We start from the raw sequence: 26,522 nt of genomic DNA, 5'->3' as shown, positions 1-26,522 counted from the left end.
TGTCGTTTATAGGGAATTATCAGGGGCGGATTGCGCTTTGTTCATTACGCGTAACAGGTTGCCTCCCCATATTTTAGCTATATCATTTTCCGTATATCCTTCTTTTAAAAGGCGCATCGTGATGTTTATCAATTCGTTGCTTGCCCGGCAGCCGATCAGTTCGCCGTCACCGTCAAAGTCGGAACCGATCCCGACATGGTTGATCCCGATCAGGTCTACGATATGGTTGATATGGCGGATCGCATCGCTCAAAGATGCTTTTTCTTCATCCTCGTTGATAAAACCTTTATACAGGCATATCTGTGCTACCCCGCCTTGCCCGGCGAGCGCTTTCAGTTGCTCGTCCGTCAGGTTGCGCGGATGGTTGCAAAGGGCACGGGCGGAAGAGTGGGAGGCAATGATCGGATAGGCGCTTGTTTCAAGTGCGTCGTAGAACGTGCTTTCTGCCGCATGCGAGATATCGACCAGTACACCTGCCTCATTCATTTTTCGGACGACTTCTTTACCGAAGGGGCTGAGGCCGTTCCATTCCGCGTCGCCTCTTGCCGAGTCGCATATATCGTTGCTCCCGTTGTGGCAGAGGGTAATATAAGAAACTCCCATTTTCCGGAAACGGGCGATATTCTCGATATCCTTGCCTATCGCATATCCGTTTTCCACACCTAACATGATCGCTTTCTTTCCGGCAGCTTTCAGCACGTGGACTTCCTGCGGCGTGTAGGCGATGCACATACGCGAGCGGTTCAGTTCCATCTGCCGGTGTATTTCCTGCAAGCGGTTCATGGCGAAGTCGGTTGCTTTCAATAAAGAAACCTCGTCTCTCGGTCCCTGCGGGATGTAGGCAACCATGATGGCTGCATCTATCAGCCCTTCTTCCATAAAAGGAAGATTGACCTTCCCGCCCTCTTTCAGCCCGATGTTAAATTCACCCGGAAAGATCATCGGGGTGTCGGTATGGGAGTCGAGCGTCACGTTGCGGTGATGGATGCGTTTAGCCTCTTTGAACAGGCGGGACGCTTCGACGTGATGCTTGAAAAGTTTCGACATCTGTTCATCGTCGTTAGCAGCCATCGCTTCGGGATGCCATTGGACGCTGAATATTTCTTTTTCCGGATGTTCCATCGCTTCGTTGATCCCGTCGGGCGCTGTTGCCGTAGCGATAAATTCGGGAGCCGGCTCTTTGATTGCCTGATGATGGAAGGAGTTGACCAAAAGTTCTTTTTCACCGTCCAGCATGGTGCGGAGCTTCGAGGGCCCTTCGTCCAGCGTGACGGAATGGGAAGCCTGTTCGCGGGGAAGCGTCTGGCTGTGTTTCAGTAGCTTTTGATTGTGCTGGGTATGGATATCCTGATATACGCCGCCGCCGAATGCGACGTTCAGTATCTGGTGGCCGCGGCATATCCCCATGACGGGCAACTGGCGGTTGGTCGCTAAGCGGAGCAATATCAGATCATATTCATCCCGGTAGGTATCCACATCCTGCAGGGCGGGAATCGGTTCTTCCTGCATGTAAAGCGGGTTGATGTCGCCACCGCCGCTCATGACCAGTCCGTCCAACCCGTTCACGATCGCCGTCAACGCCTCGATATCCGTGATGACCGGAATCAAGACCGGAGCGCCGCCGGCTTTCAACACTGCCTGCACGTAGGTCTCTGCTATACAGGAAAGTCCGTCTTTCCGATTGGCGGATATTCCTATGCGGGGAGGTTGAAGACTTTCTTTTTTCGGAATGTAATGATCAACTTCCCTGTAGAGGGCCTCTAAATTCGGACGACGGACTTTCATAATTGAAAATTATAAATTGAAAATTGAAAATTAACTTACGCGTCGATATTTGCGTATGTAGCATTTTCCTCGATGAACTCGCGGCGCGGGCCAACGTCTTCACCCATCAGCATGGAGAATACCTGGTCTGCTTCGGCGGCACTGTCGATCGTGATCTGTTTCAGCGTACGGTTATCCGGGTTCATGGTCGTATCCCACAACTGGTGGTCGTTCATTTCTCCCAAACCTTTGTATCGCTGTGTGTGAATCTGGTTTTCGTTACCGCCACCGAACTTGTCGATGAATGCCTGGCGTTGTTGGTCGGTCCAGCAATATTCTTCCACTTTACCTTTCTTGCACAGGTAGAGGGGAGGAGTGGCCAGATAGACATATCCGTTTTCGATCAGCGCGCGCATGCGACGGAAGAAGAAGGTAAGGATCAAGGTGGCAATGTGGCTTCCGTCCACATCGGCATCGGTCATGATAATCACCTTGTGATAGCGCAGCTTGCTCAGGTTCAGCTCTTTCGGATCTTCTTCCGTGCCGATGGTCACACCCATTGCGCGGAAGATGTTCTGGATTTCTTCGCTTTCGAAGATCTTATGATCCATTGCCTTCTCCACATTCAGGATCTTACCGCGGAGCGGCAGGATTGCTTGGAAGTTACGGTCGCGTCCCTGCTTGGCCGTACCGCCTGCAGAGTCCCCTTCGACAAGGAACAGTTCGCAAAGTGCGGCATCTTTAGAGGAGCAGTCGGCCAGCTTGCCGGGAAGCCCGCCGCCTGTCATCGGCGATTTGCGCTGTACCAGTTCGCGAGCCTTACGGGCTGCCTGGCGTGCCTGGGCTGCCAGGATCACTTTGTCGACGATTGTCTTGGCTTCCTTCGGATGTTCTTCTAAGTAGTAGCCTAATGCTTCGCCAATGGCCTGGTCTACGGCACCGGTCACCTCGTTGTTTCCTAACTTCGTCTTGGTCTGTCCTTCGAACTGCGGTTCCGCCACCTTGATGGAGATAACCGCTGTCAGGCCTTCGCGGAAGTCATCACCGGAAATTTCCACCTTTGCTTTTTCCAGCAGCTTGGAGTCGTCTGCATATTTTTTCAGCGTACGAGTCAAACCCCGGCGGAAACCGGCCAGGTGCGTACCCCCTTCTATGGTGTTGATATCGTTTACATACGAAAATACGCTTTCGTTGAATGATGTGTTGTAAGTCATGGCGACTTCAACCGGAATGCCCTGCTTTTCGGTTACGATATGGATCACGTCGGGAATCAACTGTTCTTTGGAGCGGTCGATATAACGGACAAATTCTTTCAAACCTTCCTCGGAATGGAATATTTCAGACTTGAAGTTGCCGTCTTCCTTTACGACACGTTTGTCCGTCAGGCTAAGTGTGATACCGGCATTCAGGAACGCCAACTCGCGCAAGCGTGTAGCCAGGATCTCATACTTGTACTCGGTTACGGAGAAAATACTTGCGTCCGGTTTGAACAGGATAGTTGTACCGGTCACGTCTGTCTCGCCGATCACTTCGATGGAATGAAGCGGCTTGCCGCAGGAGAATTCCTGCATGTGGATCTTCCCGTCGCGGCGGACTTCTGCTCTCAGGTAAGTGGAAAGGGCGTTCACGCAAGATACACCCACGCCGTGCAAACCTCCTGAAACCTTGTAAGAGCCTTTATCGAATTTACCTCCCGCGTGGAGCACGGTCAAGACGACTTCAAGCGCTGACACGCCTTCTTTCTCATGAATATCTACCGGAATACCACGGCCATCATCCGTAACAGAGATGGAGTTATCTTCGTTTATCACTACGTCAACTTGGGTACAAAATCCGGCCAGTGCCTCGTCAATAGAGTTGTCAACAACTTCGTATACTAAATGGTGGAGACCTTTCTCGCTGGTATCGCCAATATACATGGACGGTCTTTTACGCACTGCCTCTAACCCTTCAAGTACCTGAATACTATCCGCAGAGTACTCTGTGGAAGTATTCTTAATTTCTTCACTCATGAGTCTTTATCGTTTAAAATCTATAATTATCTGTCTGTGTAAAAAAGCTAACAAATATAGTGAAAATAATTAACTTAGAAGGTATAGAGAGTGTGAAAATAGTCAAATGGAGGAGTATAATAAAAAAAGAGACAAAGTCAAACTTTGTCTCTTTTAAAAAGGTAGCCCGTGGGGGAATCGAACCCCCCTTTCAAGAATGAAAATCTTGCGTCCTAACCGATAGACGAACGGGCCGTCAGGTTTAAAAAAGCCGGGCTAACCAGTCCGGCTTTATACTATATAAAGTATAATACCTTATTTTGCAAGTGCGTTAACGTGCTTTGCCAATTTGGATTTCAAGTTGCCAGCCTTATTCTTGTGAATAATGTGCTTTTTAGCAAGCTTGTCCAACATAGAGCACACCTTCGGGAACAGAACCTGAGCTTCGTTCTTGTCTTCAGTAGCGCGCAAAACTCTCATTGCATTTCTTGCAGTCTTAGCATAATATCTGTTATGCAGACGTTTTGCGTTGGTCTGTCTGATTCTCTTAATTGATGACTTGTGATTTGCCATTTCTTAGCTATTCTCTTTATTTATTCTTTAATCCTGTTTATTGTAGCCCGTGGGGGAATCGAACCCCCCTTTCAAGAATGAAAATCTTGCGTCCTAACCGATAGACGAACGGGCCATCATGTCAAAGCTCTTGCTTTCAGCTCTCTGGGATTGTTGATTTCCCGATTGCGAGTGCAAAGATAGATGTTCTCTTTAAACTGACAAAATATTTGAAAGAAAAATCTTTCACATCTGTCGCATTTAACATCTATTTGGAACTCATATCCTGTAGGTGTATCTCTAATGCGTTGACGGAAATGTTTATTTCCCAGATACATACGCATAACGAAGCAGCCAGCAGGAGCAACCCTATACCGAATATCCAGGCGGCTATGATTTGCCAGGAAATGTAGATGAAAAACATCGAAACCACGCAAAAGAGCAGGCTGAGCAACCCTAATATCTGCATGGAACGTGTCAGGTATAACCGCCTCCTGAGGTTGGCTATCTGGGCGACGTCTTTCGGATCGTGTGTCTGTTGATGTTTCTCTTTCAATGTCCGTACGAGGCTTGCATACGAGATGAACCGGTTTGTATAGGCCAACAAGATAAGCGATACTGCCGAAAACAGCAGTGACGGGGTTGTAAGCGTGAGTTCTTGCATGTTTATATGTTCTTTATAATTTAGTAGTTTGTTATATCATAAAACAAGACGGAAAAGGAAAATGTTGTAACTTTGCTTTCCAAAATTCAGTGATATGTTGTGTAAAACGCGCGGGATTGTCCTGCATTCCATTCCATATAATGATAAGTACTCTATTATATATATGTACACGGAGGCTTTCGGACGTGCTTCTTATCTGGTTGCCCGTACCCGCGGAAAGAGATCTTCTGTCTCGAAGGCGTTGTTTATGCCTCTTTCGGTCGTGGAGATGGAGGTGGAGCATCTGAATAAGCGGGATTTGCATCGTATCCGTGAAACGAAACTCTGTTATCCGCTGACGGAAGTGTTTTGTAATCCGGTAAAAAATGTACTTGCGCTTTTCCTTTCCGAAGTCCTTTTCCGTGTGGTGAAGGAGACGGAGCCGGACCCGCGCCTTTTCGAGTATTTGTCCGAGTCGATACAGTTGTTGGAGCTTTCGGATAAGGGAGTCGCGAATTTTCATTTGGTATTTCTGCTGCGGCTCTTGTATTATCTGGGGATATACCCGAATGTCGATTCGTATGTGGCAGGCTCCTGTTTCGATATGTTGAACGGTGTGTTTGTCGATCGTATACCGATGCACCGCCATTATCTGAACCGGCAGGAGAGTGCGGTCTTTGCCCGGTTGTTGAAGATCAGCTTCGAGAATATGTCGTTATATTCTTTTTCCCGTCAAGATCGTGTGAGTGTCATAAGCCGTATTCTCGAATATTACCGGTTGCATTTACCGGATTTTCCCGAAATAAAGTCCTTGTCTGTCATGCAAAGTCTGTTCGATTAGCATATTGCCCCTTTAAATACTTGCCAGTTTGCAGAAAAGGTTATACTTTTGCCCCACTTATTACAAAAAACGGCTCTGTAGTTCAACGGATAGAATAGAAGTTTCCTAAACTTTAGATCCGAGTTCGATTCTCGGCGGAGCTACAACAAAAAGGCAATCTGCAACGATTGCCTTTTTTGTTACCAGTAAAATGGTTCGAATGTAACCCGGTCTCCATTGAGGAGGCACTTTAAATATCCGTTGCTTATTCGAACGTCCTCGTAATAATCAGTCCTGTTTGCATATTCGACATAAAAAGAATCGAAATAATCGTTTTCCCAGTCCCAGTAAAAACTTGTTTTCAGATTGTCGGTCATACCGTTGGGGTAATAGATAATTGTAAAATCCTCTCCCGTGTGATCATTATAGAAGTCAAGCCGTTGCTCGCATTTGTCCCCGTTGCTATTGAAATAAAAATCAACCCAAGTATTATTGCATAATGCATCGGTCGCCCAACCGTAATCATCATAGTACGGATCATCCTCGCAACTGTTGAACAAACAGAGTGCGGACAGCAGAAATAATAAACCGAGTATATTCTTCTTAATCATAATTCCAAACTTTACTATTCGATGACAAAGATATGAATTAAAAGGATATCTATAAGAGAATCGGTTGAAGATATAAACATCAAATCGTATCGTGTTATTTGGTTATCACATTGATCTTTTCATTGATAATGTCAGTAGTCTTTTTCAACTGCTTTATGATGTTATTCTTTTCCGATTTGCCGAAACGTATGTCCGGCAGATAGATTCCAAGACTTGCGATAACTTTCCCTTTTTTCAGGATAGGAGTGGCTAAACCTACTACATGGTTTTTATTCCATGACAGTTCGACATTATTAGTCCGTATATCGTTTAGCAATTGGATCAGTTCGGACTTTGTTTTGACTTCCGGCCATTCTTCCTCTGTCGGCAATCCGACTTTGTCGATAAAATCGTTTAATTCCTTAGGCGAATAATGCGCCAGGATCATTCTGCCTGTCGTGGCTCTGTATACGGAAGATTCGTTGGTTGTACGAACCTGGATTTCATGTGTGCATTGAGATTCGTTTAGCAAAATTCTTTTGTCGCCTTTTATCACAGATAGTATTACTGTCTCATTGATGCTGTCACGTAGATTATCCATTGCGATTTTTGATGCATTGACGAGTTCCGTATTATAAGAATTGTCGCGCGTGAGCTGATAAACCATGTATCCTAACTTGTATCCTTTCTTTATGCCGGATTGTTCTACATAGTTGCGATATACAAGCGTTTTTAGAATATTGGCACAGGTTCCCGCATTCAATTCTACTGCAGTAGCGATTTCGGATAATCCGAACTCTTTGTCTGGCTCTTGTGCTAATATTTCGAGAATATTCAAGGCTCTATTTATAACTTGTATCATACTTCTTTCGTTTTTTGTTTCTTGTAATCTGATTATATAACTGACAATTAGTAAGCTTATTTGCAAAACTACAAAAAATATAGCATTAAAATAGATTTATGAAAGTCTTTATTGTGAGCATTCGACCGGATTCGTCCTATTTTAATTTATAATGAATCAGATTTCTATTTTGCTCATCTGTTTCTTTCCTTATTTTCATTCCGGATAACTTTCTATTGTCTTCGCTTTCATGGTGAAAAGTTGCCTTCCCAGCTATATGTTTCCTCTTCTATTTTCTTTGTGTTATTTTTATATTGTAAAATATGATTTTGTTTTAATTGAATTGTGATATCGCGAATATATTTAGCTTTTTACTTTAAATAGCAGTGTATTTGTATGTTTAAGAGCATAAATGCTTATTTTTCTACAAAAACATTTTGTGTTTTATATAGTTGTATTTAATATTGCATTGTAAAATTTAGTTTTACAATAATAAATATCAAGTTAAACTTAATTCATGTCTTATGAAAAATCGGCAGAGTTTTTTGTTATGGATGTTGCTATTCTTTGGCAGTGTCTCGGTTTTTGCTCAGCATGCTGTAAAAGGGAGAATTACAGATGCTAAAACGAGAGAACCTTTAGTTGGTGTGAATGTTGTTTTGAAAGGTTCATCTGAATCTGGTACTATTTCGGATTTGAATGGAAATTACTCTTTGTCTGTTCCCGAATCTTCTTCTTTGATTTTTTCTTATATCGGTTATGTTACCCAAGAAATTTCAGTAAAAGGCCAATCTGTCCTCAATGTTGCTTTGTCGGAAGACATGGAAGCTTTGGAGGAAGTAGTGGTAATCGGCTATGGTACAATGCGAAAGCGAGACTTGACAGGATCATTGACTCAGGTAAAAGCGGAGGATATGCAAGCCATAACGGTTCCAAATCCGATTCAGGCCTTGCAGGGACGTGTTCCAGGTGTTGTGATTACCACAAATACGGGATCGCCCGAAGGAAATTTTACGATTCGTGTCCGTGGAACTAATTCGATTAGAGGTGGTAACGATCCTTTATATGTTGTAGATGGGATGCCTGTAAATCCTTCTTCCATTAATAGCCAGGATATCGAATCGGTCGAAGTATTGAAAGATGCTTCTGCTACGGCTATTTATGGTTCTCGTGGTGCAAATGGAGTTATATTGATTACAACTAAAAAAGGGAAAACAGGGGCTACCTCTGTCACGTATGACGGCAGTTATGGCATTCAGTCTTTGATAAAGAAGATGGATATGATGGATGCTACTGAATGGGCACAGATTGTAAATGAGCAGCAATTAAATGATGTCGGGAAAGAGTATTTTACCGCTGAGCAGGTTGCCGCTTTCGGGAAAGGTGTAGATTGGCAGGATTTGGTGTATAAGGATGCGCCGATCCAGAATCATAACTTGACGATTAGCGGAGGTAATGAAAAAACTCAGATCTTGGTCAGTGGTTCCATGATGTTGCGCGACGGTATTATCAAGCCAAGCAGTTATAATAAGTATAACTTAAGAGGAAATATTAATCATAAAATAAATGATAAATTCGATGTGGCTCTGATCATGGCGTATGCCCGAACTACTAAAGATCAGCAAAACAGTAGTGGCGGTAATCGAGGAAGTTCTGTTATTGGAGCTGCCATTTCCGCTCCTCCGTCTGTCTCTCCTTACAATGAAGACGGAAGCTATAACAATATCATGTTGTCTTATCCCTTTATGTCGAATGCCTTATATAATCCTCTGAATGTTATAAACGAACAGCGTTCAAAGGTGAAAGCGAACTTGATAAATACGAATGCAGCATTAACTTATAAACCCATAAAGGGTTTATCGTTGAAAGCTTCTATCGGCGTTGAAAACCTGGATTATCGAACCGATTCATATACGACATCCAAATATTTGTATGGTTCGAATAGCGCATCTGTCAGCCAAAATACGGAAACCACGATTATTAATGAAAATATTGCCAATTATAATATAACGATTGCTGAAGACCACCGCTTGGATTTTACGGGTGGTTTTACTTACCAGCAATATGAAGGACGCTCCATGAGCGTTAGTGGAAGCGGTTTCATTAGTGATGTGCCTGAAAGTGATCAATTGGGGGCTGCTTCTGCATTTGGAACACCGGGGACAAGTTATTCAAAATGGGTATTGATGTCTTATTTGGCTCGTGCCAACTATTCTTACAAAGGCAAATATATTGCCACAGTCAGTTTTCGTGCGGACGGTTCTTCCCGGTATAGCGAAGGTAACAAGTGGGGATATTTTCCTTCTGCAGCACTCGCATGGCGTATTTCGGATGAAGGTTTTCTGAAAGATGTTGAACAATTGTCAGATTTGAAAGTGCGTGTTGGTTATGGTGAAACCGGTTCTACAGCTATTAACTCTTATGCAACACTGAATATGTTGAGCCAGGGAAAAGCTCCAGTGAATGGTGGCGTTTCGACTTATTATGCCGCCAGTACGACATTACCTTCTGATCTGAAATGGGAGACGACTGCTCAGTGGAATGTCGGCGTTGATTTGAGTTTGTTCAATTCCAGGCTGCGCGTTACTGCCGATTATTATCAAAAGATGACAAGAGATTTGCTGAACTCGGTAGCTTTGCCGGCTTCTACCGGTTATGATACAACGATCAAGAATATTGGCAAAATGAGTAATAAGGGTATAGAGCTTTTGGTAGAAGGTGAAGTTTTCCAAACAAAAGATTTTTCGTGGACTTTGTCTGCCAATTTTGCACTTAACCGTAATAAGGTTGTGAAATTGTACGGAGGCAAAGATGTTTATGGTAGCCGTGTAGGATTGTCTTACATTGAAGATTTTATAAATCTGGTTCGTGAAGGTGAGCCTTTAGGCGTTTTTTATACCTATAAGGAAGACGGGTATGATGAAGATGGTAATTTGAAATATGTAGACCGTGATGGAAATGGTGTCTTGAATAATGATGATAAATTTATCACAGGTGATCCGAATCCCGACTTTACATATGGCCTTAATTCTGATATCCGTTTTAAAGATTTTGAATTTTCTTTCTTCTTCCAGGGGAGTCAGGGTAATGACGTCTTTAATGTTGCCGAGACCGCAAACTTGGATCAGGGTATGGGACTGAACCTGAAAAGAGATGTACTATATAGTCATTGGAGCTCTAATAATACTGAGGCTCAGAATATGGCGGCTAAATATCCTAAAGTTACGCGTAAATTGAATATGAACTATTCCGACCGATATGTCGAGAATGGTTCGTACTTGCGGTTGAAAAATATCTCGTTAGGGTATAATTTGCCCGTATCGAAATGGGCTGTAGGTAGTTGGTTGAAAGGCGTAAAGGTTTATGTAAGTGCCCAGAATATCCTGACTATTACAAGTTATTCGGGACGTGATCCGGAAGTTAGTTCATGGGGCGGCGGTGTAAACTCCGGTCTGGACTATCTGACCTATCCGAATGTAAAAAGTGTAACGTTTGGCGCAAAAGTCCAATTTTAGTTAAATCCTTAAAAAGAGTATGTTATGAAGAGAATATTATTTTTACTGGTTGTTGTAGCCATCTTTTTTACTTCCTGCTCCGATTGGTTGGAAGAACATCCTAAAGCAGTGGCAGCAGAAACATTTTATAATACGGAAGAGGAGGCTGATGCGGCTGTGCTTGCTCCTTTAGCAAAATTCAGAAGCGGATTTGCGATGAGCTATCCGGGACTGTTGGAATGCTTTGCCGATTATGCTTATGGACGTGGCAGTTGGGAGGCAAATAGTGATTATGAAGGTCTGAATACGCAGAACCAGACTCGTGCAAACATGGTTTGGGCCAGCCTTTATAAAGCAATCCGAGATTGTAATATTGCTATTTCCCGTTTGCCGGAAGCTTCTGGTTTGTCTGAAACATCGAAAGCCGCTTATTTAGGCGAATTGCGTTTTATCCGCGCCTTAAGTTATTTTTATTTGGTACGTTCTTTCGGAAGCTGCCCTTTGCGTACTGAAGAAAATATGGCGGACTATAATTTAGGAAAAAGTAGCGTAGATGATATTTATGCCTATATCGTAAATGATTTATTGTATGCTACTGAAAATGGACCTGATAAGGCCCGTTTAGTGGGAACGCCCTGTAAGAATAGTGCCCGGAGTCTCTTGGCTCAGGTATATCTGCAATTAGAAAAATATCAGGAGGCAGCCACGTTTGCGAAGCAGGTTATCGATAGTAATGCCTATTCTCTGGTTCCAGTTTCTTCTTCCCGTGATTTTGAAAAAATATTTGGAGCGGGAGTCGTTAATACGACGGAGGAAATATTTTATCTGAAGCAAGACAATACGACGAAGAATGGTTGGGAGTTTGTTATGTTCTGTGCACATCCATCTGCTTTGATAAATGGAAAACCGATGTGTGGTGCTGGTGGCTGGTACGGACTTTATACAACAACAGAAAACCAGATGATAGCAGAATGGGATGTAAAAGACTTGCGGAAAGATTATAATTTGTTGCTTCATGATTTTGGTTTAGGAGATAATACCTATTTGATGGCGAAGTTTTACGATCCGGATGCTTTGAGTGGCAGTGGATCAGGTAATTCAAATCCGTTAATCCGCTTCCCGGATGTCTTGTTTATTTATGCTGAAGCCATAACAAAGGCAACAGGCACTCCTACAATCGATGCTATGGAAATGCTGAATCGTATCCACCGCCGCGCGTATGGCTATGATCCTAATAGTCCTTCCGAGGTCGATTTTAAGCTGGCGGATTATGGATCGGTCGATAAATTCATGGATCTGTTAATAAAAGAACAAGCTTATGAGTGCATGAATGAAATGAAGCGTTGGTTCTTCTTATGCAGATTGGGGATTGCAAAAGACCGGATTAAGAAAATCAAAGGTATAGATGTGGCGGAGAAACATATGCTTTTCCCGATTCCGACAACAGAATTCGATTATAACGAGGCCCTTGATCCGTCGAAAGATCAAAATCCGGGGTATTAAATTAAAAATATGAAGGTGTGGTTTAAGTCACACCTTCGATAAACTATTCGTAAAATGAAACGACTACGTATTACCTATAAGTGGGAGTTGATTATTATGTTATGGGTTGCCTATTTCCTGAACCAAGGTGACCGGCAGATTTTTAATGTGGTGATCCCTTTGATAAAGGAGGATCTGCATTTGACGGATATACAATTGGGGCTTGTTGCTTCTGTATTTACGGTTGTATATGGCTGTTTGGTCCCGTTCGGCGGATATATGGGGGATTTTCTGAAGAGAAAATGGATTATTCTTATCAGTATCCTGATTTTCAGTATCGGGACATTATGCACCGGATTTAGTGGCGGGCTGATCTCTCTAATTATATTACGCGGTGTTACAACAGGAGGAGGTGAAGCTTTCTATTATCCAGCCGCAACATCATTGATTAGCCAGTATCATCATAAAACCCGTGCAATGGCAATGTCCATACACCAGACTTCTTTATATGTCGGAATTGTTGCCAGTGGGTTTATTGCTGCTTACATCGGAGAACATTTCGGATGGCGTATGTCTTTCTTTACGTTTGGAGCAGGAGGTTTGCTGTTGTGTGTCTATTTGTTTTTCCGAATGGCAGATACTCCTCAAGAGAATAAAGAAGAAAGACGGCATTCTATTGGATATGTCATCAAAGAGATATTTAAGAAAAAGACAGTCTGGATGCTTTGTCTGGCTTTTGGAGGAATGTGTTTTGTGAATATCGGTTATGTGACTTGGATGTCTACGTTCTATCATGAAAAGTTCCATTTGTCTCTTTCGACGGCCGGGTTTACCTCTATGTTTTTTCATTTTGCAGCCGCATTGTTGGGTGTTTTAATAGGTGGAAAATTTTCAGATAAATATGCGCAAAAGCGTAAAACAGTCCGTCTGGAAACGGAACTGGTCGGATTGTTGTTCGGTGCTCCGTTTATATTCTTCATGGGATATACCTCGAATTTATATGTAAGTTATGCAATGTTGGCTCTGTTCGGCTTTTTCAGGGGAATTTATGATTCAAATCTGTATGCCGCCTTGTTTGATGTGATAGCTCCGGATTTAAGAGCATCTTCGGTAGGGATTATGACCGCTTTTGCCTTTATCGTCGGGGCGTTGGCTCCCTTGATATTGGGATATCTGAAGACTGATTATGGCTTGTCTTTTGGCATATCGTTTCTGGCAATATTCTATTTATTAGGAGCTTTAGCCGTTTTTGTGGCGATCAGATTCTTTTTATTGAAAGAGTTTTATGAAGAGACAGATAATTAGTAAAGTGTCTATAAAATTGTAAAATATGAAAAATGTAATATTATTGATAGGATTGTTTTTCTCTGCTTTTTGCTTACAGGCACAAGATCATAAGGATGTCATGAGCGAGGCTTATTGGGAGATCTGGAATCCGGATGTCCAGGCAAGCATAGATAAGAATATAGAGCAATACCGGAAAGGGGATGCCGTATTGAAAATTCCTTCCGGAACAACTGTCAAAATCGAGCAGTTGAGCCATTCGTTTATTTTTGGTGGTAATATCTTTTTGTTCGGTCAGCTTGAGACTACGCAACAAAATAAACAGTATGAAAATACTTTTGGTGCTTTGTTTAATTCTGCTACATTGCCTTTTTATTGGAAAACGTTGGAACCTGAGCAAGGAAAGCCACGTTATACGGCGGGATCTTCTTATATTTTCCGTCGTCCACCCGTCGATCCCATCCTTGAGTTTTGCGAATCGAACAAGATAATGGCAAAAGGCCATGCTATTATTTATGGTATGCGCCGTTGGGGACATCCGGATTGGATGCCGTCAGATCGTAAAGAGATGGAATTTTATTTTGAAAAGCATATTCAGGAATTGGCGTTGCGCTATAAGGACAGAATCCGGATGTGGGACGTAGTCAATGAACCGGTTGATCAGGCAAATCGCGGAATAATGCCGGATGATTATACTTATAAGTCGTATAAGTGGGCTATGAAATATTTCCCGGAATCTGTCATTTTTAATATTAATGATATTGATTTTAAAAGTGGTATTCCTTATACAAGGCGGTATGTAGAGATTGCTCGAAATATGATAGACAGGGGTATCCGTATAGATAATGTCGGAGCTCAAATGCATATTTTTAATCCGGTCGAGGCTCAGAAAATAGCTGAGGGGGATAATATCCTGACACCGGCTAAACTCACGGAAGTAGTTGATTGCCTGAATGAAGTAGGGCGTCCTGTCCATGTGAGCGAAGTAACGGTTTGTGCCCCCGATTCTACGAGGACAGGAAGTGCGATCCAGGCTGTCATAACTGAAAATTTATATCGTTTCTGGTTCAGTTGCCCCAATATTACAGGTATTACCTGGTGGAATGTCGTGGATGGAGGTGGTGCTCCGGGTGAACCGTCTTATTCAGGACTTTATGACAAAGAAGTGAATAAGAAGCCCGTCTATGAGACATTGGACAGGTTGATAAACCGGGAATGGAAAACTTCACTGACCGCTACGTCGAACGCACAGGGTGTGGTTCGTTTCAGAGGCTTTAAGGGGCATTACCGTGCAACTTGGACAAGTAAGAATGGTAAGATAGAAATTCAAGAATTTGACATTAAATAATTAAAATCATAGTTGTATATGAAAAGAATAACATTAATAATCAGTTTAGTTCTATGTTGTTTTAACCTGTTTGCACAGAAAGGTTTTCCCAAAAGTGCAAAAGAAGACAAAGACAAAATCATGAGTGAAGCCTATTGGAATATCTGGAATCCGAAGGTACAGGCTAAAATCGATAAGGACATCGAGCAGAATAGAAAAGCAAATGCTATTGTTAATTTACAGAATGTTGCGGCTGGATCAGAAGTGAAGATCGAGCAAGTTTCGCATGATTTTGTATTTGGCGCCCATATATTTAACTATAATCAATTAGGTACTCCTGCATGTAACCAAAAATATAGAGATGTGTTCGGGACGTTATTTAATCGTGCGACTGTCGCATTTTATTGGAAAACGCTGGAAATGCAACCGAACCGCCCCCGTTTTCGTGAAGAATACTGGGATACGGAAGAATATTGGAATCGCCAGACGGATCCGAAGCATCAGCCACACTGGCGTCGTCCTTCTCCCGACCAGATTATAGATTTCTGTCTCAGCAAGGGGATTCCGGTACACGGCCATCCGCTGATCTGGGGAAACCGTAAGTGGCATAATCCTAACTGGATTATAGGTCAAATGATGACGCCTGATGAGAAAAAAGAAATGGATAAACTAATTCTGGAGTATGGCAATCTGGATAATTACCTGGATAGCGAGAAATACACGGATGAATACAAGAATATGACTGTAGCCCAACTGGAAGCGAAATTTCCTAATTTGACGAAGAAGTTGAAGGAGTTGTTTGAAAAGCGAATTGTGGAGATAGCTAAATATTATGGGGACCGCGTCAGCAGTTGGGATGTTGTCAATGAGAGTGCACAAGATTTTGCCAAAGGGGCAATGGTTCCGGGTTCCGGGCTTTGTAAAAGTAATTATGGGGTAATGCCAGGTGATTATACATTTGAAGCTTTCAAAACTGCCAATCAGGTATTCTCGGATAATGTCCTTTTGAATATCAATGATTATTGGACTGGTCCGGAATATCCGGAACAGGTAAAAGACTTGATGAAAAGAGGGGTGAAGATAAATGTCGCCGGTTCTCAAATGCATTTGTTTAATCCTCAGCAATGCCTGGATATTGCCGCAGGAAAAGAAATACAAACCCCAGACCAGATCTGGACTATCATGAACCGGATTTCGGAAACCGGATTGCCGATTCATTTAAGCGAAATAACGATTACATCTCCGGGTAATGATGACCGAGGACAGAAAATACAGGCTGTTATTGCACAAAACTTGTATCGCCTATGGTTCAGTGTTAAAAACATGATGGGAATCACGTGGTGGAATGTGGTAGACGATTGCGGTGCACCGGGAGAACCGTCCGTTTCCGGGTTGTTCACCAGAAACATGGATCCCAAACAGTCATTTTATGCACTTGATAATTTGATCAATCATGAATGGAAAACTAATATGGTCGTAAAAGCCAGTAAAAACGGAGATGTAAAATTCCGGGGATTTAAAGGTCAATATCAAATTACTTATACGGATAAATCAGGAAAGGATCAAGTTATAGAGTATCACTTAAAATAAGTATAAAGAAATGAAAATCGTAGACATGAAAGTCCGTTGCGTTGCAATTCCTATGAATTGCATGCTGCGGCATAACACGGGAGTACATCCGGGTTATTTATTGAGGACAATCTTGGAACTTATTACGGACGAAGGGATTGTCGGATTAGGTGAAGTAGGCGGAGGAGATTCAAGAGCGGCTCTTCTCAAACTGAAACCACGTATCATCGGGATGAATCCGATGGATCTGGAGGCTATCAAGATGAAAGTTCTGAGAAGTATCTATTACATTTCCAATTCCCGTTTGTATGGTGCAATAGAGATTGCCTGTTTGGATATTATGGGAAAGGCATTTAATGTTCCGATGCACCAGCTTCTTGGCGGCAAATTACGCGATTCGATTCCAATGATCGCTTATTTGTTTTGGCGCTATGACCGTCCGGGTGGCGGACATGATACCTGTGCGGAGGATATGGCCGATTTTTGTGTACAATTGAACGATGAGTTGGGTGTCACGGCAATGAAGTTGAAAGCCGGTGTCATGGATCCGATGGAAGAAGTGAAAGTACTGCAATTATGCCGGCAAAAGTTAGGAGATGACTTTGGTTTGCGAATTGATCCTAATGGGGTATGGAGTGTTGCGACAGCCGTAAAAGCCGGTCATAGGATGGAAGAGTTAGAACTGCAATATTTTGAAGATCCTTCTTGGGGCATAGAAGGCATGATGGCTGTACGGGAACAGGTTCGTATTCCTTTGGCGACTAATATGTACCCGAATAAATTTGATGATTTGGGTCCTTCTGTCCATATGAGATCGATAGACATCATATTGACGGATTTACATTACTGGGAAGGCCCGCGTGGAGTAAAAGACCTGACTGCGGTTTGCCGTACGTTTAATTTGGGTGTAGCTATGCATTCCGGAGCTGAGTTTGGCGTCGAATTGGCGGCTATGTTACATACTGCATCTACCATCCCTCAAATGACTATGCCGGGAGATGCTCATTATCATTATTTGGAAGATGATATTATCCAGGGTGGAAAACTACAATATGTCAATGGGGCTATAAAAGTTCCGGAAGGACCGGGATTGGGAGTTGTTTTGGATGAGGAAAAAATGGAGAAATATGAGCGTTATTATGAAAAAATGGGAGATTATTACGCTCGTTTTCATCAAGATCCGTATAATCCGAACTGGTATCCGATAGTAGGTGGAATTTAATAAAGAAACGTTATGGGAGTGAAGCATTTGTTTGATATAACAGGAAAAACCGCATTGATTACAGGAGCCGGCCAAGGAATTGGCCGCTCCATCGCTTTAGCTTTGGCTGAACATGGGGCGAATGTTGTGATCAATTACCGGAGTAATCGCCAGTTGGCGGAAGCAACTTTACAGGATGTGCTGAAGATGGGAGGAAAAGCGTGGCTATGGGAATACGACTTATTATCAGACACGCTGACTTCTGACTTTCAACAGTTGCAGCAAAAACTGGGAATTGGAGTCGATATTTTAGTTTTGAATGCTTCTATTCAGATTCGTAGAAAATGGGAAGAAGTGACTCTATCTGAGTTTAATGCTCAGATGAATGTGAATGTAAGGGCTTCGCTGGAGTTGATGCAATGTTGTGTGCCTCATATGGAATCTAAAGGTTGGGGAAGAATTGTCACGTTAGGTTCCGTCCAGCAGAACAGGCCGAGTAAGCAAATGATTGTTTATGCCGCTTCAAAAGCTGCTCAATTGAATATGGTGAAAAATCTCGCCTGGCAATTGGGTAATAAAGGAATAACGATTAACAATCTGGCTCCCGGAGTGATCGGAACGGTTCGCAATGAGGAAGTTTTGTCGAATGAAGTTTTCAAAACAAAAATAGAGAAAAATATTCCATTGGGGTATATCGGAGAACCGAATGATTTGGCCTCTATGGCGTTGCTTTTGTGTAGCGATGCCGGACGCTATATTTCCGGTGCGGATATATGGGTAGATGGTGGAATGAGTTTACCGGAGTGATTAATTAAAAATAAAAGAGTTATGAGCGTAGATCAGTATAAGAAAGAAATCGGGATGATGAATCTGGAAAAATTGATTCAGGACCGTGAAGGAATATCTTCGAAAAAGTTTCCCATACCGGATAAAGAGTTATTATTTAGATATGAGCAGTTGTATACAGGTGCCGTAAACGACGTAATGCGTGAATTTTGCCTTTTGGAGCAGGCTTTGCCCGGTAGGATTAAACCTTTACGCGAATATCATTCTGTTGCCGGTTTTGCGTTTACTGTCAAAAGTGCACCGAACGTAAAGATAAAGGGTGAGATGGAATATCGAACTCAGATGTTGGATGAGATGCAGGAAGATCATTTTGTTGTCTGGGATACAAGCCGGGATGACAAAGCTACTTTGTGGGGAGGTGTAATGACGGCGACTGCTAAAGGGAAAAAACTGAAAGCCGCTTGTATAGATGGGGGAATACGGGATACACATCAGATTTTGAGTGCTGATTTTCCTGTGTTTTACGAATACCGGATATCAAATGGTAGTTTGGGGCGTTGTTTGATTACTCACTATCAAATTCCGATTAAAATCGGAGATGTAACGATTAAGCCGGGTGATATAATACTTGGGGATATTGACGGAGTTTTGGTAGTACCAAGAGAAATAGCCTATGAAGTGCTTTTACGTTCGGAAGAGATACGTGAAAATGAGAAGAAGATTTTCTCTTGGGTACAAAACGGAGACAGTGTCCAGGAAATTACAGCAAAAGGTGGTTACTTTTAAGAATCAGTCTATGATACGGAATATATTATATATGATGATTCTATGCTCTTTTTTCTCTTGTGGAAAAGAGCGTGATCAAAACTTTATAAGGGTGAGTCAGGTGAATCCTCGTTATTTGGAATATTCGGACGGTACACCTTTTATTCCTGTAGGTCCTAATATTTGTTGGGAACGTTTTGAAACGGATGAAACAAAAGTTTTACAGCTTTATGAACAGCGTTTTCGCAATCTTTCGGAAAATGGAGGAAATTACACACGTATTTGGTTGAGTGCGCCATTTTTTGAGGTTGAACATAAGAAAGCCGGAGAGTTTGATGAAAATAGAGTAAAGCGAATTGACAAACTGTTGGAGTTGGCGACGAAATATGGGATCAAGATCAAATTTTGTTTGGAAAATTTCAGGAAACTAACAGGATATTCAGCCCCGTTTTCTTCGTCAGTGGCTTTTGATAAACCAATCTATTCTTGTGATAACCGGGGGCCATTGAGCGATATGGATGATTTTTTCAAAACACAGCAGGGGAAAAATTTATATATAGACAGGGTTGCCTTTTTAGCCACCAGATATGCGGACAATCCGGCTATTATGGGTTGGGAATTGTGGAATGAAATCAATTCTGTAAGTTTTTCCGAGGGAATAGCAGGGGAGCTGGAATGGACAAGAGAGATGCTGCCTGTCGTTAAATCTTATTTTCCGCATCATTTGGTTATGCAAAGCCTGGGGAGTTTTGATAATGAAAAATATCAGGAGTGGTATACCGATTTTTCTTCTCTTTCGGATAATGAGATAGCCCAGGTTCATCGCTATTTGGATCCGGGAGCCGCCTGGGATATTTGTCAGGCTCCTATGGATTCTTTGGCAAGTCAGGCGGTCGTTTTATTGCGTAGTATGGTTGTTGATAAACCTGTTATACTCTCGGAAGTGGGTGCGGTCGAGGCACATCATTCCGGACCATCCAAGTTATATGAATCGGATACATTAGGCATTCTGCTACATGATTTGATTTTTGCCCCTTTTTTTTCGGGAGCTGCTGCTCCCGGACAAAGTTGGCACTGGCAGTATTATATAGAAAAAAATAATTTATGGTGGCATTTCGGACGTTTTAGTCATGCTACAGAAAATATAAATCCGGTAACAGAGCAGTATCAGCCTGTGTTTTTTATGCATGATCAGGTTCGCTTTTATTGTTTGAAAGGTAATACGCATACTTTAGTTTGGTGCCGGGATGCCTTAAGCAATTGGCATACTGAATTGATCGGAAATCTATTGCCGGATAGCAGGACGGTGAAACTGCCGCTACAATTTTTAAGTAATAAAGTCTCGGATGTAGAACAATATGATCCTTGGAGTGATGTGAGAAAAGTTACCCATGTGGTGGACGATACTCTGGAGATCACTTTCAAACGTTCGGTAGTATTGCGTTTTAATAATGAAAATCATTGATTTTATATGGAATCTATGTCTAATAACTAAATGAAAAAAGTATGGTAAGAAAGAGCGTTTTTAAGTATAGATGTCTTTTAATATGGTGCTGTTTGTGTTGCGTTTCGATTGTGAAAGCGCAGGTAAGAGATTTGGAGTCTCCATATTATATTTATCCGAGGCTGGCAGAGCAGCATATCGATTTATCCCAGGATTGGGAATTGAGTTCGGAAGAATCTCCTGTTGAAAACTTGGCAAAACTTAGGGAGAATGCCTGGTTTACGGTGGCATATCCGACTTCTGTCCAAATGGCTAATTACAGAGCGGGCATATTGGGTGATCCCTATAAACATTTGAATGCCAGGGAACATGAGAAGTTGGAACAGAAAGTTTGGTATTATAAAAAACATTTTGCAATTCCTCAAAAACGGAATGGTTACTCTTGTTTACTGAATTTTGATGGTATTGACTATTTTGCAAAAGTCTGGTTAAATGGCATAGAATTAGGCAAGCATCGGGGTATATTCGGCGGTCCGATCATTGATGTAAGTGAAAACTTAAATTATGGAGGGGATAATGAACTGATCGTAGAAGTTATGTCCGCCAATTATGGGAAAACGTCTTTTAACCCGAATCGACCGGGAAACATTGTTAAGGGGTGGTTTCTGATGGGGGGAAGTGCGATGGAACCTTTTTTCAATTTGGGCTTATGGCGAAATGTCCGTATGGAATTTATCCCCGAATATCATATGGAGCGTCCTTTCCTTTTTACTGAAAAGATAGAAAATAATCAGGCTACAATAGGTTTTAGTGTTGAACTGTTTGCCGGGAAAAACACATTGGACTATCAGTTGCATCCCTGGAATAATTGTCAGATATCGAATTATGGAAAGCCCTCAAGTGCCCCACAGAATAAACGGGTAAAAGATAAGTTGACAGTGATGTTCGACTTGATAGATAAGGGGCAGGTCGTATTCTCAAAAGAATTTTCACCTGAGGTGATAGAAGGAAGATGCTGGATGGAAGAACGTTTTGTTATCGATAATCCTAAATTGTGGTATCCGAATGGTTTGGGTAGCCCGGATTACTATCAGGCAAAAATGACATTAAAAGTAAATGATCGGTTGACCGACTGCATTCAGTTTGATTTTGGAATCCGGACAATAGAACAGGTTCGGAGTGCCGGCATTCGGACAAGTGACAGGTGGCAAGACTGGCAGTTTGTCGTAAACGGGAAAAAGTTTTTTGTGAAAGGTGTCAACTGGATGCCTGTTGATGCCCTCTACGATTTGACGGCAGATAAGTATGATTGGGCTGTGAAAATGGCACGGAATATGGGAATTCAGATGTTTCGGATTTGGGGAAGCGGACTGTTGGAGAGTGATGCTTTTTATGATGCATGTAATAAATATGGTATAATGGTTTGGCAGGATTTTAATATTGCCAATTTTGACACGCCCGAATGGCCGCAAGATGTTTGGGAAGCGCAGGTTTGCCAAAATATTTTCCGGTTGAGAAATCAACCCTCTTTGGCTGTTTGGTGCGGAGGAAATGAATTTAATCCGTATTCTTATGGAAATGCAGCTTCTATGGGTATTTTGGAGCGTAACTTGGCTATTTTTGATCCGACAAGGTGTTTTCTGCGTACTTCTCCGGATGCCGGTTCCATGCATTCTTATCCGGATTTTGATCCCGCATGGTATAAAGGTTTTGAGTTGATACCCTATGTGGCTGAGACTGGCGTACATTGTATAACAGACCCTGCAAATATAAAACAAGTGGTTTCTCCGGGTGAGTTGGTAGATTTGGGAGGAATGTATGATAAGGATTTCGTATTGGAGCATCCTGAATTTGTAGAACATTTTGCTGAATATAATCCTTCCCGTGTACCCCGTATGCTGAGTCGTGCTTCCCATATTGACAATATGTCTAAACCGGCATTGGAAACAATTGCTGAAGCGACTCAGATTGGTGCTGGTGAATTTTATCAGATTATGTCGGAAGGTATTCAAAGTAATTATCCGGTTACAACCGGGCTGATGCCTTGGGTATATAAGCGTCCCTGGCCGGTAGTTGCTGCAATTAATTTGGTCGATGGCATGGGACAGCCTTCGGCAACTTATTATTTCCTAAAAAGGACATACGAACCGACTCATGTTTTGTTGGATATCAAGCGTCTGCTGTGGGCACCCGGAGAAGCTTTCCCGATTTCCGTAAACGTTTTAAATGGGGCGGATCGACCTGGTTTTAAAGGAGTGGTGCAGGTGAAAATATTGGATGACTCTTTTAAAGAAGTATGGCAGGTTTCGGAAAAAATTAATGTTCCGGAAGGCACATCGGTTTTAAAAGAAGAGATGGGGATATATTCTATCCCTCAGACATATAAAGAAAAATACTTTTTTGCCGTTGTATCTTTGACTGATGAGCATGGAAAAGTGATTTCTCATGCTGAATATTGGCCGCGCACCATCAAATTAATGGAAGATGAAGCCTATTATCAAAAGTTTGTCTCTGAGCCTGTCGATTGGCCGACTTTGGCCAATGGTCCCTGGTTAAAGCCGACTGTGGCTAAACATAAAACAACTGTTGAGCTGAAGGATGTAAAGTTGATGAAAATGAAAGAGAATAAAGGACAGCTGCATATAGTCGTGACAAACAGAGGAAAGCTACCCTCTTTTATGACTCATTTGGATATAGAAGGTGTTCCCCGTTCTTTTTATGCGAATGATAATTACTTCTGGTTGGCCCCTGGTGAAACAAAAAGTATCGAGATAGATTTTGAGTTGAGGGGAGGACAAGTGGCAAGTTCGATGAAGCTGGTTCTTAAACCCTGGAATGCTAAAATGAAGAGCCGGACAGTGAAACTGATCGATTAATTTTGAGGAAAAATAGAAAGCCCGCGCTTTCACAAGTACGGGCTTTCCGAAAAACATTAACTAAAAATGTAATCAAAAAACCGTGAAATTTAAATAAATCATGAATAACAAAAAATAAATATTTTACTCGTAATCAGGCAATTCAACATCGGGTGTCACTTCCCATTTCCCATTGTTGTAGATGCTGATTTGAAATGTGTCGTCGGATTCGGAACGGCTGTAGAGACGGCCTTTGTAACGGATGATTTTGTTCTTTTCCGGAATGATATTGTTGATTTGCCGTTCACGGATCGGTTCGTCGTTTTTGGCGATGGCCGAAAGACGGACGGCTATCTTATTGTCGGTGGCAGGGATGAAAGTATAGAAAGAATGTATTTTGTTTACTTCTCCGATCTCATCATCCTTGAATGTATAGGAGAGGATCTGCTTGTCCGGAGTTTTTATCCCCTGGCCGGTGGAGATGTCCAGCTGATTGGATATTCCGTCGATCTCCATATCGAACTGTTTCAGTATGTCGGAAACCGAATCGGTCGCCATAAACTCGACACGGCTGACGATACGCTGAAGAGAGATGTCTCTGTTGACGACATCAGCAACCCCGATGTTCAGGGAGAGCATTTCATAGAATGTATCTGAAATGCTATCGAAAGAGAAGGTCGAACCGGATAGTGCAGCGTTTTTTGAGTTGTGGGCTAAAAAGTAGAATTTGTAATCGCCTTGCGGCAAACTGTCGTAAATGCAACTGAAATCCGCATCCAAATCAGTAGGATTGTAAGTGAACTGCTTGTGCTTGATAAAAGCGGGAATTTCTTCGTCTTTGAATACCACGTATTCGATGGTGGAACATAATTCGTTCAACTCGGCGTCTTCATCTCCGGCTTTTGAAACCGATGGTTCGGGAATCGCATTATCCGGCATGCTGCGTGTCGAAGGAAAAGACATGATCTCTTTTTCCATCTGAATGCTGAATTGAACGGGGAAAAACTCTGTTTGCGGATTAATGATCTCTTCGAGTGAAGGATTGTTGCTGCAACCTGTCAGATAGAGCATACAACCAAGTACAAAATACGCTTTCTTTCTCATAGCTAAGTTTTTTTGTTGTTTATAATGCCCCAAAGGAAAGATAAATATTCAGAAATAAAAAATATTTATGGATAAATTTAAAAAGAAATTTTATATTTGTCGGATAGACACAATGTATTAACCTTAAAAAAAGAACGAAAAACATGGCACGTCCTGTAACATTATGTACGATGCAGTGGGGAGACTTACCACTGGAAGTTGTTTGTGAAAAAGCAAAATCATTTGGTTTTGACGGTGTTGAATTGGGTTTACCTTCTCATTTGGATGTCCGGCAGACAGATCCGGAATATTATCGGAATATCAAGGCAACGCTCGATAAGTACGATTTGAAACTGTTTTGTATTTCGAATCATCTGATCGGCCAGGCGATATGTGATAATATCGATCAGCGGCATAAATCCGTGTTGCCTGACTATATCTGGGGCGATGGCGATCCCGAAGGAGTACATCAGCGGGCAGCCGAAAATATGATCCAGGCAGCCCATGCCGCGAAAATGTTGGGGATCGATACCGTAGCCGGTTTTACGGGAAGTTCGATCTGGCAATGGCTCTATTCTTTCCCTCCTGTTACCGATGAAATGGTAAATGAAGGGTATGCCGATTTTGCCCGTCGTTTTATCCCGATTTTGGACGAATACCGGAAATTAGGTATTCGTTTTGCCCTCGAAGTGCATCCGACCGAGATCGCATTCGATACTTATTCCACTCGTAAAGCTCTTGAAGCGATCGATTATCATCCGGCTTTCGGCTTTAACTACGATCCGAGCCATTTGGGATATCAGGGTGTTGACTATGTAGATTTTATCAACCAGTTCCCGGACCGTATTTTCCATGTCCATATGAAAGATGTGTATTGGAGCGATACCCCGAAACAGATCGGCGTGTTCGGCGGTCATTCTACTTTTGGCGATGCCCGCCGTTTCTGGAATTTCCGTAGTCTCGGACGCGGCAAAATCCAATTTGAAGAAATCATCCGCGCCTTGAACGATGCCGGCTATCAAGGCCCTCTTTCTGTAGAGTGGGAAGATAGCGGCATGGATCGTGAACACGGGGCACGCGAATCCTGCGCTTTTGTGAAGCAGGTAGATTTCCAGCCGTCGACACATGCTTTCGATGCTTGTTTTGAAAGATAAGGGGGAATGTTGAATAATGTTTGACCGTTATATCGGGTAGCGATAGCTTCTTGATATAACGGTTTTTTTAGTGATTTATCAGTGATGCAACTGTCCGGGGTCGCATATAATCCCAATAAGCAATTTGTCTAAATGTTAGATTTGCCATCTTCAGATTCGTCTGCATGCGTCCATTCGCCGGAATGATTGCAAATAGGGCAAGGAAACTGGGTTTGTAATTGTCATTTTGCCGTCAGAATCCCTTGAAAGTCTATTTTTATCACCGGAAAGAACGAAATGAAGTATGATGCCAAATCAGAGTGTCAGCCGAAAGATCGGATTTTTGTCAAAAAGTCAATTGTAAAAGGTTTTCCTCCTGGAACTTATGAGTTGTTAAAATCGTTTTCAAAGGTCTTTTGGAAGTCTTTTACATACCCCTTTTTCTTTTGTTCCGGTTCGTCCGGCAAAATCATCCAAATGATTTTCCGGATTCATCCGAATGGTTTGTCTGAAACATCCGAATGCTTTTGGAAAACCATTCGGATCATTTGAAAAATCATTTAGATGATTTGAAGAAAAAGCCCTAAAGATAAGTAGTCTTTAGGCTAAAAAGTATAATAGCAGGTATATGCATGTAAGCAAAAATCTTTAAAACGAATCAAATTGATGGTAATTGGTCTGCTTTTACAACAAATCGGGTGATCTTTTTTTTATGCCTGTTAGTCAAAATCGAAACTCATGCCCGTGAAAATCAATTTTCATACCCATGAAACAGAAATGGGTCTTGTTCACATTTGCTGTATGGCTGCTTTTAGTGTATTTGATTAATAAAAGAGCACAGCTTAAAAAATAAAAGTCTATATTATAAGTGCAAACAAAAAATATGGACAAAATCATT

The 26,522-nt window shown here is 42.2% G+C and carries 19 protein-coding genes and 3 tRNA genes; 13 read left to right on the top strand and 9 right to left on the bottom strand.

What is annotated here, in order from left to right; all coding sequences use genetic code 11:
- Nucleotides 1–6: 6 nt before the first annotated feature.
- The 6 genes from H8S65_RS10720 to H8S65_RS10695 form a co-directional block, all read right to left on the bottom strand.
- Nucleotides 7–1,785, bottom strand: a complete 1,779-nt coding sequence (locus H8S65_RS10720; protein ID WP_186929975.1) for a gamma-glutamyl-gamma-aminobutyrate hydrolase family protein — start codon at nucleotides 1,783–1,785, stop codon at nucleotides 7–9.
- Between the two features lie 35 nt (nucleotides 1,786–1,820).
- Nucleotides 1,821–3,776 carry a DNA topoisomerase (ATP-hydrolyzing) subunit B gene (gene gyrB / locus H8S65_RS10715; RefSeq protein ID WP_186929974.1) on the bottom strand — a complete coding sequence of 652 codons (1,956 nt, stop codon included), beginning with the start codon at nucleotides 3,774–3,776 and terminating at the stop codon, nucleotides 1,821–1,823.
- Nucleotides 3,777–3,938: 162 nt separating this feature from the next.
- A tRNA-Glu gene (locus H8S65_RS10710) sits at nucleotides 3,939–4,010 on the bottom strand.
- A gap of 60 nt (nucleotides 4,011–4,070) precedes the next feature.
- Nucleotides 4,071–4,328, bottom strand: a complete 258-nt coding sequence (gene rpsT, locus H8S65_RS10705) for a 30S ribosomal protein S20 (RefSeq protein ID WP_005637528.1) — start codon at nucleotides 4,326–4,328, stop codon at nucleotides 4,071–4,073.
- A 43-nt stretch (nucleotides 4,329–4,371) separates the two neighbouring features.
- Nucleotides 4,372–4,443 (bottom strand) — tRNA-Glu (locus H8S65_RS10700).
- Nucleotides 4,444–4,575: 132 nt separating this feature from the next.
- The gene (locus H8S65_RS10695) at nucleotides 4,576–4,971 is read right to left on the bottom strand and encodes a DUF2721 domain-containing protein (RefSeq protein ID WP_186929973.1); all 396 of its coding nucleotides are present in this window, start codon (nucleotides 4,969–4,971) and stop codon (nucleotides 4,576–4,578) included.
- A 94-nt stretch (nucleotides 4,972–5,065) separates the two neighbouring features.
- On the opposite strand from H8S65_RS10695, the gene recO reads away from it, so the two are divergent.
- Both recO and H8S65_RS10685 read left to right on the top strand, forming a co-directional pair.
- Nucleotides 5,066–5,791, top strand: coding sequence for a DNA repair protein RecO (gene recO, locus H8S65_RS10690; protein WP_186929972.1), 726 nt, complete (start codon nucleotides 5,066–5,068; stop codon nucleotides 5,789–5,791).
- Nucleotides 5,792–5,862: 71 nt separating this feature from the next.
- A tRNA-Arg gene (locus tag H8S65_RS10685) sits at nucleotides 5,863–5,934 on the top strand.
- A gap of 36 nt (nucleotides 5,935–5,970) precedes the next feature.
- On the opposite strand, the gene H8S65_RS10680 is transcribed toward H8S65_RS10685, so the two are convergent.
- Nucleotides 5,971–6,381, bottom strand: a complete 411-nt coding sequence (locus H8S65_RS10680; RefSeq protein WP_186929971.1) for a hypothetical protein — start codon at nucleotides 6,379–6,381, stop codon at nucleotides 5,971–5,973.
- A gap of 94 nt (nucleotides 6,382–6,475) precedes the next feature.
- The gene (locus tag H8S65_RS10675; RefSeq protein WP_186929970.1) at nucleotides 6,476–7,222 is read right to left on the bottom strand and encodes an IclR family transcriptional regulator; all 747 of its coding nucleotides are present in this window, start codon (nucleotides 7,220–7,222) and stop codon (nucleotides 6,476–6,478) included.
- A 503-nt stretch (nucleotides 7,223–7,725) separates the two neighbouring features.
- Between H8S65_RS10675 and H8S65_RS10670 the strand changes: the two genes are divergently transcribed.
- The 10 genes from H8S65_RS10670 to H8S65_RS10625 all read left to right on the top strand — a co-directional run bounded on the left by H8S65_RS10670 (nucleotide 7,726) and on the right by H8S65_RS10625 (nucleotide 23,429).
- Complete coding sequence (locus H8S65_RS10670) at nucleotides 7,726–10,716, top strand: SusC/RagA family TonB-linked outer membrane protein (RefSeq protein WP_186929969.1); 2,991 nt, start codon at nucleotides 7,726–7,728, stop codon at nucleotides 10,714–10,716.
- A 24-nt stretch (nucleotides 10,717–10,740) separates the two neighbouring features.
- Nucleotides 10,741–12,198, top strand: a complete 1,458-nt coding sequence (locus tag H8S65_RS10665) for a RagB/SusD family nutrient uptake outer membrane protein (protein ID WP_186929968.1) — start codon at nucleotides 10,741–10,743, stop codon at nucleotides 12,196–12,198.
- 54 nt (nucleotides 12,199–12,252) lie between these two features.
- Nucleotides 12,253–13,482 carry an MFS transporter gene (locus H8S65_RS10660; RefSeq protein WP_186929967.1) on the top strand — a complete coding sequence of 410 codons (1,230 nt, stop codon included), beginning with the start codon at nucleotides 12,253–12,255 and terminating at the stop codon, nucleotides 13,480–13,482.
- A gap of 25 nt (nucleotides 13,483–13,507) precedes the next feature.
- On the top strand, nucleotides 13,508–14,809 hold the full coding sequence (locus tag H8S65_RS10655; RefSeq protein ID WP_186929966.1) for an endo-1,4-beta-xylanase: 1,302 nt from the start codon (nucleotides 13,508–13,510) through the stop codon (nucleotides 14,807–14,809).
- 18 nt (nucleotides 14,810–14,827) lie between these two features.
- A complete protein-coding gene (locus H8S65_RS10650; RefSeq protein ID WP_186929965.1) occupies nucleotides 14,828–16,378 on the top strand; it encodes an endo-1,4-beta-xylanase in 1,551 nt (516 codons plus the stop codon).
- 10 nt (nucleotides 16,379–16,388) lie between these two features.
- The gene (locus H8S65_RS10645; protein WP_186929964.1) at nucleotides 16,389–17,579 is read left to right on the top strand and encodes an enolase C-terminal domain-like protein; all 1,191 of its coding nucleotides are present in this window, start codon (nucleotides 16,389–16,391) and stop codon (nucleotides 17,577–17,579) included.
- A 12-nt stretch (nucleotides 17,580–17,591) separates the two neighbouring features.
- On the top strand, nucleotides 17,592–18,365 hold the full coding sequence (locus tag H8S65_RS10640; RefSeq protein WP_186929963.1) for an SDR family NAD(P)-dependent oxidoreductase: 774 nt from the start codon (nucleotides 17,592–17,594) through the stop codon (nucleotides 18,363–18,365).
- A gap of 21 nt (nucleotides 18,366–18,386) precedes the next feature.
- A complete protein-coding gene (locus H8S65_RS10635; RefSeq protein WP_186929962.1) occupies nucleotides 18,387–19,130 on the top strand; it encodes an RraA family protein in 744 nt (247 codons plus the stop codon).
- A gap of 10 nt (nucleotides 19,131–19,140) precedes the next feature.
- Nucleotides 19,141–20,574, top strand: coding sequence for a cellulase family glycosylhydrolase (locus H8S65_RS10630; protein WP_222616276.1), 1,434 nt, complete (start codon nucleotides 19,141–19,143; stop codon nucleotides 20,572–20,574).
- 92 nt (nucleotides 20,575–20,666) lie between these two features.
- Nucleotides 20,667–23,429: a glycoside hydrolase family 2 protein gene (locus tag H8S65_RS10625; RefSeq protein WP_222616275.1), complete on the top strand. Its 2,763-nt coding sequence runs from the start codon at nucleotides 20,667–20,669 to the stop codon at nucleotides 23,427–23,429.
- Between the two features lie 123 nt (nucleotides 23,430–23,552).
- Here the strand turns inward: H8S65_RS10625 and H8S65_RS10620 are convergent, their stop codons facing one another.
- Nucleotides 23,553–24,512, bottom strand: coding sequence for a FimB/Mfa2 family fimbrial subunit (locus H8S65_RS10620; protein ID WP_186929960.1), 960 nt, complete (start codon nucleotides 24,510–24,512; stop codon nucleotides 23,553–23,555).
- Between the two features lie 143 nt (nucleotides 24,513–24,655).
- Between H8S65_RS10620 and H8S65_RS10615 the strand changes: the two genes are divergently transcribed.
- Entirely contained in the window at nucleotides 24,656–25,645 is a 990-nt protein-coding gene (locus tag H8S65_RS10615) for a sugar phosphate isomerase/epimerase family protein (protein ID WP_186929959.1), read from the top strand.
- Nucleotides 25,646–26,522: the final 877 nt, after the last annotated feature.

The organism is Parabacteroides hominis (assembly GCF_014287585.1).
Taxonomy (GTDB): domain Bacteria; phylum Bacteroidota; class Bacteroidia; order Bacteroidales; family Tannerellaceae; genus Parabacteroides; species Parabacteroides hominis.
This window is presented reverse-complemented; position numbering and strand designations above follow the sequence as displayed.